Origin of the sequence: Enterococcus sp. C76, assembly GCF_040886985.1 — a bacterium.
Lineage (GTDB): Bacteria > Bacillota > Bacilli > Lactobacillales > Enterococcaceae > Enterococcus_B > Enterococcus_B lactis.
The window spans coordinates 1-12,323 of record NZ_JBFOEY010000010.1; the positions used below are offsets into that span (position 1 = coordinate 1).

Annotated in this window: 16 protein-coding genes; all 16 read left to right on the plus strand. The window is 37.0% G+C overall.

Going from position 1 to position 12,323, the window contains the following annotated elements; all coding sequences use genetic code 11:
* Positions 1-268 precede the first annotated feature (268 nt).
* The 16 genes from AB3I00_RS11955 (at position 269) to AB3I00_RS12030 (ending at position 12,318) form a co-directional block, all read left to right on the plus strand.
* A complete protein-coding gene (locus tag AB3I00_RS11955; protein ID WP_368025288.1) occupies positions 269-760 on the plus strand; it encodes an ArpU family phage packaging/lysis transcriptional regulator in 492 nt (163 codons plus the stop codon).
* 1,420 nt (positions 761-2,180) lie between these two features.
* A complete protein-coding gene (gene terS, locus AB3I00_RS11960) occupies positions 2,181-2,876 on the plus strand; it encodes a phage terminase small subunit (protein ID WP_368025289.1) in 696 nt (231 codons plus the stop codon).
* The gene (locus tag AB3I00_RS11965) at positions 2,861-4,156 is read left to right on the plus strand and encodes a PBSX family phage terminase large subunit (RefSeq protein ID WP_368025290.1); all 1,296 of its coding nucleotides are present in this window, start codon (positions 2,861-2,863) and stop codon (positions 4,154-4,156) included. Before terS ends, AB3I00_RS11965 begins: the two co-directional genes overlap by 16 nt.
* Before the next feature lie 13 nt (positions 4,157-4,169).
* Positions 4,170-5,609 (plus strand): phage portal protein, encoded by a 1,440-nt coding sequence (locus tag AB3I00_RS11970; RefSeq protein WP_368025291.1) that lies wholly within the window; start codon positions 4,170-4,172, stop codon positions 5,607-5,609.
* A gap of 11 nt (positions 5,610-5,620) precedes the next feature.
* Complete coding sequence (locus tag AB3I00_RS11975) at positions 5,621-6,766, plus strand: minor capsid protein (protein WP_368025292.1); 1,146 nt, start codon at positions 5,621-5,623, stop codon at positions 6,764-6,766.
* Positions 6,767-6,768: 2 nt separating this feature from the next.
* The gene (locus AB3I00_RS11980) at positions 6,769-7,026 is read left to right on the plus strand and encodes a DUF6275 family protein (protein ID WP_368025294.1); all 258 of its coding nucleotides are present in this window, start codon (positions 6,769-6,771) and stop codon (positions 7,024-7,026) included.
* 182 nt (positions 7,027-7,208) lie between these two features.
* Positions 7,209-7,859, plus strand: a complete 651-nt coding sequence (locus AB3I00_RS11985) for a DUF4355 domain-containing protein (protein WP_368025295.1) — start codon at positions 7,209-7,211, stop codon at positions 7,857-7,859.
* 18 nt (positions 7,860-7,877) lie between these two features.
* Positions 7,878-8,204: a hypothetical protein gene (locus AB3I00_RS11990; protein ID WP_368025296.1), complete on the plus strand. Its 327-nt coding sequence runs from the start codon at positions 7,878-7,880 to the stop codon at positions 8,202-8,204.
* 22 nt (positions 8,205-8,226) lie between these two features.
* Positions 8,227-9,246, plus strand: a complete 1,020-nt coding sequence (locus AB3I00_RS11995; RefSeq protein WP_368025297.1) for a major capsid protein — start codon at positions 8,227-8,229, stop codon at positions 9,244-9,246.
* Between the two features lie 162 nt (positions 9,247-9,408).
* Entirely contained in the window at positions 9,409-9,744 is a 336-nt protein-coding gene (locus tag AB3I00_RS12000; RefSeq protein ID WP_368025299.1) for a phage head-tail connector protein, read from the plus strand.
* A complete protein-coding gene (locus AB3I00_RS12005; protein WP_368025301.1) occupies positions 9,741-10,091 on the plus strand; it encodes a hypothetical protein in 351 nt (116 codons plus the stop codon). The genes AB3I00_RS12000 and AB3I00_RS12005 overlap by 4 nt, the downstream gene beginning before the upstream one ends.
* Positions 10,081-10,623 (plus strand): HK97 gp10 family phage protein, encoded by a 543-nt coding sequence (locus tag AB3I00_RS12010; RefSeq protein WP_368025302.1) that lies wholly within the window; start codon positions 10,081-10,083, stop codon positions 10,621-10,623. The genes AB3I00_RS12005 and AB3I00_RS12010 overlap by 11 nt, the downstream gene beginning before the upstream one ends.
* Entirely contained in the window at positions 10,623-10,985 is a 363-nt protein-coding gene (locus tag AB3I00_RS12015; protein ID WP_010749493.1) for a hypothetical protein, read from the plus strand. Before AB3I00_RS12010 ends, AB3I00_RS12015 begins: the two co-directional genes overlap by 1 nt.
* Before the next feature lie 12 nt (positions 10,986-10,997).
* Positions 10,998-11,417 (plus strand): phage tail protein, encoded by a 420-nt coding sequence (locus AB3I00_RS12020; RefSeq protein WP_368025303.1) that lies wholly within the window; start codon positions 10,998-11,000, stop codon positions 11,415-11,417.
* A gap of 95 nt (positions 11,418-11,512) precedes the next feature.
* Entirely contained in the window at positions 11,513-11,920 is a 408-nt protein-coding gene (locus AB3I00_RS12025) for a DUF6096 family protein (protein WP_121262102.1), read from the plus strand.
* Between the two features lie 23 nt (positions 11,921-11,943).
* The gene (locus AB3I00_RS12030; protein WP_368025304.1) at positions 11,944-12,318 is read left to right on the plus strand and encodes a hypothetical protein; all 375 of its coding nucleotides are present in this window, start codon (positions 11,944-11,946) and stop codon (positions 12,316-12,318) included.
* The last annotated feature ends 5 nt before the right edge of the window (positions 12,319-12,323 follow it).

Sequence of the window (12,323 nt, forward strand, 5' to 3'; positions counted from 1 at the left end):
GTTATGAGATTGATTCAGTTGTGAGATTGGAAATCCATCAGTTAACTCGACACGAACAGTTATTTAGAACATAAAAATAGACAGCCGAGATAGGCTGTCTTGTACATAGAATATTGTGTCGTAACAATAAACGCTATCATCAGTCTAACATGTCTTGAAGTGATTTGTAAATGATTACAGAAAATAAAAAAAGCCGGATTTCTCCGACCTCGCATAATAAATTTGACACTTTATTATATCATACGAGGAAGGCTAGGTGGACGGTTTGATGTTATTAGTACCCGAAATTGATGAAAATAAGACACGAGCAAATGCGAGAAAATTACTATCCACATATAGAAGAATAAAACGACGGATTGTTGGTGCAAGTGTTGACCCTTATTCTTTAGTCCGTTCTTCGGAGATAACAGATGGACCTGTATACCATAGCAATGTCAATGGCGTAGAAAAAATGATGGCTCATAAATTAAGAAATGTAAGTCAAATAGAACTTTACTCAAGAGAAATTCAACAAATCGACAAAGCGATTGAAAGTCTCTCGAATATTTCAAAGAAGATCATTCAGTTGAGTTATTGTGAGCCTAATAAATTAACTGTTCGTGATATTGCATATAAGCTTGATATTTATCAGCGTAACAGCGATGGAAAATATGAAAGAGTAATATACAGCGAAAAAAATATTGAGAGGCTGAAATCCCAAGCTTTAATTGAATTTGCCGAAGCATATTCTGGAGGGATTCTGATTGCTCTAAAAAAATAGGGTTTTTTTAGGGATTTAGTAGGGAAAATGGACTAAAAAACGAGTTATTATGATAGTGTCGAAAGATTAGGAAACAGGACTTCGACAAATAAACGAAGGGAGGCAATCTCTCTCATCGTTTTAAACTTCTTCTCAGATAGACAGCAACTAAACAAAAAATAAACGAAAAGGATGTGTAAAAGCTCCTATGAATTGTTCAACGTTTTTCTTTCGATTGGTTGCTGTCTATTTTTATGTATTTGGAGGTAATGATATGGAGTTGGAATAAGAAAACCAATCTTGCTAGAATAAAATAAGCATCTGAAAGAGACTTTAAAAGTTTACCAAAATTATTAGAGACAGTTATTGAGTGTTATTCAGTAAAAAGTATGGATCAGTTGTGCAAAAAATAGAGAAGCAGATAGAACTGCTTCTCATGATTATTAGTCTCTGTGATATGTATTGCAACAGTAATCACAACTATCAAAATTTATTCCTGGATATAGTATCTGTAGATGTCGAATTGCAGCAGAACATTCAAAAAAATACCCAACTTTTATTTGTTCTTTTTCATTGGGGATATATTTACAATCATCTTTAATGTGTAATTCATGAAAACCGTTTTTATTAGGATTGGCATTAATAATGTAATACGGCAATGTTTATACCTCCATATCATTCTTTTTTATTATTCAAAACACTGCTAATAAATTTATTTAATGGAAAAATGAAGAATATTAGTATTAGTTAGCTGAGTTAATTAATATTAACGCTTTTTATTCGAGCAAGAACGACAACAATATTTACATCCATAAAAATTAGACATTGAATCTTTTAAACGAATGTATCGAAGAGCGGAGGTACATTCTGTAAAGAACCCTAATTTAATGGAATATGCTTTAAGTGGCGCATAAGGACAGTCTGATTCATGCAATAATTTGATTTCTTCTTTTGTTGAGAGTGTATCAATAACATAATTAGGCATTGTATTTCCTTTCTTAACTGTATTATAGATTATTCAATGAAGTAGTTTTTGATATGAAAAGACCCATGAAGAAATGGTGGGTAACTTCATGGGCTGGGTAATGTAATTTGATTGTGTACATTTTAATATATGCAAGAGTTGTGATAAAAAACGATTATTAATTATCCTATTCATCATTCTAAAAGGAGAACCATTACCCAACTAAAATCATAACAAATCTATTTTTACAGGTTGTCCAGATTTTTTTATTTTTTTATATAAAAAAATGTGGTTAGTATCTATTAAAAGAAGTATTCCGTTGTTGAAATGACTAGAGAATCTACACTGAAAGAGATTGATAAATGCAAACTTGTTATTGCGGTCATGGTTTCTATTCAGATAAACACATAGAGGAAAAACTTTCAAAGTATATAGATTACAAAACAAATGTTGCAAACAAGCGAGGTGGTGTCACATGTGAAAAAATACGAATTAGCCAAAGAAGATTATGAAAAAGGCTTAAAATACAGGGAAATAGCTGATAAATATGGCGTATCAGTTAGTACAGTAAAGTCATGGAAATCTCGTTATTGGTCGCAAGAAAAGGTTGCAATCAAGGACGCAACCATACCTAATAACAGGGGAGCGCCTGATAGAAATAAAAACGCTATAAAACATGGGCTTTTCGCCAATTGGTTACCTTCTGAAACGTTAGAAATCATGAATGAGGTTGCAACCTCTAAACCAGAAGAGATTATCTGGAATAACATCATGATTCAGTATACAGCTATTATTAGAGCACAAAAAATTATGTATGTGGCTTATGATGATAGCTTATCAAAAGAGGTTTCTAAATGGTCATCAAGTGATATTGGTAGCTCAGAAGAATATGCTATTCAATATGCATGGGATAAACAAGCAAACTTTTTAAATGCGCAGTCAAGAGCGATGGGTACGTTGTCTAATTTGATAAAGCAGTTTGTAGCTATTGCTGATGAACAGGATGAAAGAAGAATAAAACTAGATTTAATGAGTAATCAGATTGAAAAATCACAGTTAGAAGTATGTCGTCTTAAGATGCAAACCGGAGATTTGGATCCAGAAGAAATAGATGATGACGGATTCTTAGCAGCATTGGAAGCTGAAGGTGAAGAATTATGGCCAGAAGAGTAAAGCAGACAGTATTTAAGTTCAAACCTTTCAGCAAAAAACAAAAGATGATTCTTACTTGGTGGACTAAAAAATCTGCCGTTAAAAATAAAGACGGAATTATAGCCGATGGCGCTATTCGTTCCGGTAAGACTATTTCAATGTGCTTGTCTTATGTTATGTGGGCAATGTTTACATTCAATAGCAAGAATCTTGGGATGGCAGGTAAAACGATCGGCTCGTTTCGGCGAAACGTACTGTTTTGGCTCAAACTTATGCTTCTATCACGAGGTTATCGATATAAAGATCATCGTGCTGATAATATGTTGGAAGTCACAAAAAAAGGTAAGACCAATTACTTCTATATTTTCGGCGGTAAAGATGAACGTTCGCAAGACTTAATTCAAGGTATTACATTAGCTGGTATGTTCTTTGATGAGGTAGCGCTTATGCCTGAATCGTTTGTTAACCAAGCAACTGGGCGTTGTTCCGAGAAAGGTTCCAAGTTTTGGTTTAATTGCAACCCAGACGGTCCGTATCATTGGTTCAAGCTTAATTGGATTGATAAGATTAAGGAAAAGAATCTGGTGTATCTTCACTTTACGATGGATGACAACCTTAGTTTAGATGAATCGATTAAGAAGAGATATCGTAACATGTATTCAGGTGTCTTCTATAAACGGTATATTCTTGGTTTATGGACAGTTGCTGAAGGTATCATTTACGATATGTTTGATCAATCAAAACATGTCTACAATACATTAGTTGATTTCATCTTCGGTGATAATTATATAAGCATTGACTACGGTACGCAGAATGCTACCGTATTTTTATTGTGGCAAAGGGGTAAAGATGGTATATGGTATTGCACAAAAGAATTCTATTATTCTGGACGTGATAGCAAGAAACAAAAGACTGACTGTGAATTCGCTGATGAATTAGAGGGGTTTACAGAAGGCATCCGCATTAAAGAAGTGATTGTGGATCCGTCCGCTGCTTCTTTTATTGCCGAGTTGAAGAAACGCAACTTCAAAATCAGGAAAGCAAAAAATGATGTATTGGATGGTATTCGATTTGTGAGTACTTTACTTAACGAAGAGAAAATAGCATTTAATTCCTCTTGCGTGAATACATTCAAGGAATTTAGTTCTTATATCTGGGATTCTAAAGCAATGGACCGTGGAGAAGATAAACCAATAAAGCAAAATGACCACGCTATGGATGCAGTGAGATATTTCGTATATACAATTATCTTTAAGAGCAACAAAGTTAAAATTACTAATCGTCCTTCATGGATGGAATAAAGAAGGTGAAAGAATGGCAATTGCTATTGATCGTGAGTTAGTTGGTGATATTAACAATCCTAGTATGGAAGTAATCAATTTCTGCATAGATGAGCATAAAAAAGAAATCCCGAGGCTTGATATGTTGTTTGATTACTATGAAGGGAAACCGCATAAAATTGGACAAAAGAAGATTCGAACGCCACACGACATGGATGAAATTTTCGTAAACAATGCTAAATATGTAACGGATATGATGGTGGGTTTTACTGTAGGCGCACCTATCTCATATGCTAGTGCAAAGGGGAAAGACATTACTCCAGTTACGGATGCGTTAGAAAAAATGAAAATTAAAAAACATGATAAAGAATTGGAAAAAGGCTTGTCAGTAATGGGTGTAGGTCTTGAATTGCATTATTTAGCAATTAAGCCTGGCACTGAGAATAGTGATGTTCCTGAAACCATTCCTAAGATTGCGTGGATTGATCCAAGAGGGATGTTTTTAGTAGTTGATGACACCATTGATCGAACTAAATTATTTGCTGTTCGTATGGTCAAGAAGCGTGATTTGAACCGTAAGATATTCTGGGAAATATCAGTTTATACTAGAAAAGGAGTAATTACTTACTACTCTAAAACAAAACGTCTAGATAAGAGTAGTTTAATAAAGAGGAATCTCAATCCAAACTTTAAACCACATTATTACAAGGATGTTCCTGTGGTTGAATTTAGAAATAACGAAGAAAAACAAGGCGACTATGAGCAACAACTGTCTCAGATTGATGGATATAACATTCTGCAGACTGATCGTATCAAAGATAAGAAGAACTTCGTCAAAGCTATTATGATAATGTTCGGATTTGGTTTGCCTGACGAAAAGCCAGATGAGATAAATGGAACAATGGCCATTGAAGCGCCATCGAAATCAGATGGTGGAGATTTCCAGTATGCTACTAATACGTTTGATGAAACTCAAGTTCAAACACTAGCAGATTCTTTACTAGATGATTTTCACAAAACTACTTATGTACCGAATCTCAATGATGAAAACTTTGCCGGTACACAATCCGGAGAAGCAATGAAATACAAGTTATTCGGTTTGTTGCTTGTGTTATCAATCAAAATTGGATATTTTGAAGATGGTATCATGCAACGTTTGGAATTGTTGCAGAATATTTTGAATGTAAAAGGTCATAATGTTGATGTCGAAGGAACCACGATCAAGTTTAAACCTAATTTGCCGATTAATCGTTCAGATATCATCAATCAAATTAAAGAATCACAAGAGTTTATTCCTCTATTAATAAGTTTGGGTTGGTTGGATGATATCGACAATCCTCAGGAAGTGGTTGATATGTTGAATCAGCAAAAAGTAGAAAGTATGAAGCTACAAGCAAAAGCATTGGGTGTTCAAGCTGAAGACAGTCATTCAGATTTGGATGATCAACCTGAAGATGATGTTCAGGAAGACTAGGAGCTGATTAAATGGCTCAAAAGAAGCGTAAGCTATCCTATTGGGAACGCCGCAATCTCGACGCAGAGCAAAAGATAAATGATGGTGCAATTAAGGTTGAGGAAGCCGTAGCCAAGGCTTACAGGCAAGCACAAACATATTTAACCCAAAAGGTCAGGAAGTTGTTTGCTCGCTCTCAACAACGATCTGGGCTGTCTGAGGATGAAGCTAAACGGATACTGAACCAAACAACATCAGTTGAAGAGTTAGCAGAATTGAGAAAGCTATCTAAACAGATTAAAGATCCTGAATTACAAGTTGCAGCAAAGAACAGATTGCAAGCATTAGCATTTAAAGAGCGTATCACTCGTGCAGAAGAATTGAAAGCCAAGTCTTTTTTAGTTTCTAAGCAAGTTGCAGACGTTCAGTTAGAAAAACAGACGGAATTTTATGTAGATGCTATACACGAATCGTATCGTGAGGCAACGGCTGAATCAGTTATCCGAAAGGCACAAGAGAATGCCAAGAATGGCGTAGTCATTGAGGTATGGAACAAGAAGGATTATCAGTTTAAGAAACTATCGACCAGGTATACAAAGAACATCCTCGATAGCCACTGGCATGGATCGAATTATTCTAAACGGATCTGGGGTGATACTGAAGCTTTAGCAACAAGGTTAGAAGAACTGTTCACTGTTGAATCTATGACTGGCATGTCGGAGTTTGAAATGGCTAAGGCAATAGCTAGTGAATTTGACCGCTCTATTGGTGTCACTAGGCGTTTGATTCGTACAGAAGCTAATTACATGGCTAACCAAGCGAAACTCAAAGCTTGGCAAGATAACGGCATAAAAGAGTACATGCTAGTAGCTGTGTTGGACTTGCGAACGTCTGAAATCTGCAAAGGCAAAGATCACAAAATTTATCCAGTTTCTGAAGCTAAGGTAAACGGTGCAAGCGGAACGTATCCGCCGTTTCATCCTTGGTGTAGAACAATAGCGGTTATGTACAGCAAACGCACTCTTAAGCTACCGAGGAATGCTTTAGATCCTATCAGTGGTAAAGTCATTCCTATCAGAGGTGACACAACCTATAACGAATGGATGGATAAGCTGATAGAAAAGTATTCAGAAGAAGAGATTAAAGAGCAAAAGAGAAAAATAATAGGAGTGAGATAAGTATGGACAATCAAAAATTTATTAGTCGATGCGAACAATTGGTTAAGGAATACGCGCTAGATCACTTAGACAAAAGTGATAAGGTTAAAGAATTTGATATTTTCGTGGTTTGGTCATGCAAAACGTTGCAAAATAATAAAGCGTTGCTGAGTACTACACTTTTTGACGGAATGTATTACGAAATCACATACAATGGCGACAAAGAAGAGTTTTATTTTGATGCGTATAAGAAATTTGAAAACAAATGCATTAAAGCTTAGCACCTACTAAAATTTTTATAATGTCCAACACTTCGAAGACATTAAAAGCTAAGTAAATCTAATAACGTGTGTGGGTTCAAAATGGAATATCAAAGGTAAAGCACTGTGTCTGGGCGAAAACGTGGATGGGGTGCTTTTTGTTATGTCTGTTTTGAATGTGCATGGGTAAAGGAGAAAAGTTTATGCAAGAGAATAAATTGTTAATGAACCAATTTGTAGGACAGTCATGTAGAAATCGATTGATTGAGATGAATTTGCAGTTCTTTGCTGATGGTGGCGAGGGTGACGGTGCAGACGGTAGTCAAGATGGTGAAAGCAAGCCGATTTCTTTCGCTAGCCAATCTGAATTTGATTCTGTAGTCGATAAGCGTATTTCTAAAGCTATTGAAACTGCACAGGCTAAATGGCAAGTAGAAGCAGATAAAAAGATTAAAGATGCTGAAAAAAAAGGTCAGATGTCCGCTGAAGAAAAAGCGCAATATGAGTTACAACAAGAGCGTGAACAGATAGAAGCTGATCGTTTGGCTTTGAAGCGTGATAAAGATGAAGCGGGAGTAATCAAACGCTTAGCTGCCGATAAATTGCCTGATTCGCTCTCAACTGTTTTGGCACCTTTGTTCGGTGGTGATGAAAATAATCTGGAAGAAGCTTATGGTAGTATATCTAAGGCATTCCGTAATGCAGTTGAACAAGCTGTAAATATTCGTCTTGCTGATTCAGCGGACAATCCTGCAGGAAATAATAGCGGTTCTACAAATGAATCTATCGGTAGTCAATTTGCGAAAAATGCAAACAGTCGTACAAAAACAGAAAATAACGATTTTTGGAAATGAAAATAGGAGGAATCACACATGTATGTAAAACCAAATAAAACAGCTGAACATATCAACTTTTTAGCAAGTGCAAAGTTTCAAAACTTTACTTATCAAGCTGATAAATCTTTCAAAGCTGGTGAAATCTATCCTGCCAATGACGACACAGCTTTAGGAGTTGTTTTTAATTCAGTAACTGTGGATGCTGAAACAGGCTCACAACCAGTAGCAATCCTTGTAGATGGTTATGTATTGGCTGATCGTTTACCAGAAGCACCTACGGATGCTGCAATCACTGCATTGAAGAATATTACTTTCTTAGATGCGAATAAAAAACCAAAAGTAGCCGCTGGTGGCGGAGAATAAAAGAAAGTAGGAGGAACCAAATATGCCAACAATTATGGAATTATTTACACAGAATGAAGTTTTAAACTATATTCGTGATCGCGAATATAAACCTTTACTAGGCGAAACACTTTTCCCAGAACGTAAACAACCTTCTTTAAAATTAGATCAATTAAGTGGTGGTAGTCGTATCCCTGTCGCAGCATCTATTCACGACTTCGATACTGAAGCGGAAATTGGCAGCCGTATTGCTTCTAAATCTGAGTTAGAACTTACGCTGATCAAACGTAAAATGCAATTAACAGAAACAGATATCATTGCTTTGGAAAATCCACGTACACAAGCAGAACAGGATTATCTTATAGGGCAAGTCTACAATGATATTGACAATTTAGTTGCAGGCGTGCGTGCTCGTATCGAAGCAATGCGCATGGAGGTTTTAGCTTCCGGGCAAATCACCGTTAAAGAAAACGGCTTGAACTTTACACTTGATTATCACGTACCTGTTGAACACAAAGAAGCTTTGACTGGTACAAACGTTTGGACTGATGAAAAATCTGATCCATTGGCAGATATCGAACGTTGGATTGATGCATTGGATACTAAGCCAACTCGTGCATTAACCTCTCGGAAAATATATCGGGCGCTTGCTACACATCCTAAAATCATTGCTGCAATCTTTGGCAAAGATTCTGGTCGGGTAGTTTCTCAAGCTGATCTGGATGCATTTATGGAAACTCATGGTTATCCAGTGATTCGTACCTACGATGAAAAATACAAAGTGCAGGAAACTAATGGAACCTATACTACTAAGAAATACTTCCCGGAAAACAAATTTGCAATGTTCAATGACGACTTACTAGGTGAAACATTATATGGGCCAACTGCAGAAGAAACTCGGTTAACTCGTGATCCATCTGTTGATACAAGCTTAGTAGGAAATGTACTAGCTTCGGTATATGACGAAACACGTGACCCAGTTGGAACTTGGACAAAAGCTGTTGCAACTGCATTGCCTTCATTTGCAGCTGCTGATGAAGTGTTCCAAGCACAACCGATTTAGGTCTAGCTTATGAAGGTAAAAGTTAAAGATACCCCGGTGTTCTATGATGGACACCGGTATAAATCAGGAGAAACACTTCAAATCGACAAGAAGTATTTTAACTCAACTCTCTTTGAAGAAGTACAACAGAAGAAAAAAGCTAACTCAAAGGAGTGATAGTTTATGAACGAACAAAATCAAATCGCCTTAGATAAGCTTGCGATCGAACTAGGGCGTAAGTTTTCTATTACGGATCCCATGGCAATCGATGTATTAAAAGATGATATCAAAGATGCCATGTATGATGCGTTAGATTATTGCAATCGTGATGTGCTTGTGGGCAATATGTCTTCTTCTGTTAAAGATTTATATATTTTTCGCAGGAATATTGAAGGGAATGAAGGTGAAACTTCAAGGACTGAAGGCGGGGTGTCTCAATCATTCGAAATTGGTATTCCTGCCAAAATTAAATCGAAACTCAACCGTTATAGAGTGGCGAAAGTGAGGTCGTTCAAATGAGACTTAGAGAACGAGATTTACAAACTGTCTATCTAAAAAAGCGAAAAGTAACTTTTGACGAAGAAGCAGAAGAAATAATCACATACCCGTATGATCCGATTGAGTTACGAATGAATATACAAGCGGCAAGCGGTACGGTAAATGCCAAAATCTATGGTAGCAAGCTTGAAACAATGAAAGCATGTAAATACCAAGGTGACAAAATCAACGAAACACAAAACGAATTAGATGGTGTTTGCGTATACGTTGGCAAAGATGAAGAACCAGACTTCACAATCAAATCTATCCAAACATTTTCCACGCACAAGAATATTATGCTAGAAAGGAATGATAATCTTGGGAGTTGAGATCAAAGGTTTTGAAAGTTTACGACGAAAAGTCAAAGCAATACCGCAAATCTTGGATGATGCGATGTGGGACGCGACTTTTGAAATCACCGAATTGATAAAACAAGCTGCCGAATTGCGAGTGTCGTCTAGCATGAAATATTCTAGTGGAGAATTATTGGGTAGTTTGAAGAATGAAGTTGTTATTAATGCGCAAAACCAAATTGTTGGACGTGTCTGGTCTGACAAGCAAGAAGCGCTATTTCGTGAAGTTGGTACTGGTCCTGTCGGTGAAGCTAGTCAAAAAGATTTACCAGAAGGATTTACACCAGTTTACTCGCAAACAGCATGGTTCATCCCTGTGAAAGATGTTGCGGTTGATTTGGAAGCTATATACGGTATTCCTCGTGTGACTGTTCAAGGTACAGACTTCTACATTACCAAAGGACAGCCAGCACGACCGTTCTTGTATCCTTCTTTAGTAGATTTGATCGGTGAAGCACCAGAAATCTACAAAGAACATGTACAACGCAAGTTAAGGGAGTTGAAGTGATGGAACGAGTGAATATGAAGACGGTCACTGTTGAAGTATTACAAGCCGTCACTGACATCAAAAAGATTGCGACGGACTATCCTTCAACTTGGAATACTTTTCCGCTAGCCATTTACAGAACGGCCAACAAGCCACATCAAATTGATTCGTTAGGTAATGAGTTACAAACAGATTGGACAATCACGGTTGAATTATACGGAGACAAAAGCCAGACCAGTATTGCTGAAAGTGTTTTAAGCACATTCGGTAGTATTGGTTTTTCTGGTACCGCTAAAGATGCTAACACGGCTGATTTAAAGCGAATCATTGTTGAAGTAACAGCAGTAGTTGATAATGTTACGAAATATGTATACAAAAAATAGGAGGAATTACACATGGATTTTGCAGGACTATTGTCAAAAGGAACTGTCTTAACGTACAAAGATGGTGAGTCAACTAAAACTGTAGCAGCAGTTAAATCTATTCCAGCATTGGGGAGTGATCCGGAGAAAGTGGATGTAACACACTTAGGATCAGAAAGGAAAGCTTATATCAAAGGTATAGAAGATACTGACAATCTAGAATTTGCGATCGTATATCAAGGAGATAACTTCCGTGATATTCATGCGTTGGTAGAAGCAAACAAATCAGTTGAATGGACGATTACTTATCCAGACGGATTGAAAGCTGAATTCACTGGCGAGCCTTACTACAAATTTGATGGAGCTGAAGTTAACCAAGCGATTGGGTTTAACTTAGGTATCGTTGTAAGTGACGGTCCAGATATTACTCCGGCACCAGCGCCGGGGGAGTAACAACCCCTGAAGATATCACAGGGGACAATGCAGACGAATCAGAGACTGAGGGATAATCCTTAGTCTCTATTTTTATAAATTAGGAGGAAACATACATGTCAAAAAACAACGTAGTACAAATGCCAAACACTAAATCATTTCAATTAGGAGAGCTAAATTTACAACTTCGTTTAGACGGTAAATCGATTTTAGCAATCGAAAAGCGCTTAGATGAAGGGATCATGGGACTGTTTGTTAAAAAACAAGGTGAAATCAAATTACCACCAGCCAACAGTTTATTGATTATCTTACAAGGCGCCAATAAAACAAGCGGCGTGACAGATAAAGCAATCGTTGATGCGTTCGAGCAATACATTGAATCAGGAAAAACAACGATGGATCTATTTGGCGAAATCAATGACTTCTTGGATGAAGCTGGTTTTTTCGGAAAGAAAGAAACGGCGAACGAAGCGACAGATGGGGAATCTTTGGATCAAACGAACAGCGAAGACAGTCTTCTATAAAAAACTTTGATAATCTATCCGAAATGCTTGAGTTCATGTACCCGCAAGCTGTCGAATCAGGAATCCCTGCCACTGAATATTGGGGAATGACGCTTGAAGAAATCATGATACAAGTTCAAGCCAACAAGAAAATCAAGGAGAATGAGTTAAAAGAAAAAGCATTATTCGACTATTCTCAGCAAAGGCTAGCCGTTTTTGCATTTAATGATCCGAAGAAGTTTCCAAAATTTGAAGATGCTTATCCATTTCTCAAACAAATTGAACAAGCCGTTGAAGAAGCAAAAACGGAGGAAGAAACAAAGCAGGAAACTATACAGCGTGAGCAAGAAATGTTCTTGGCCCAAGCGCAGGCTATCAAAGCAACAAGAGAAAGAAGAAAACTCATAGAAGAAAGGTAGGTGAG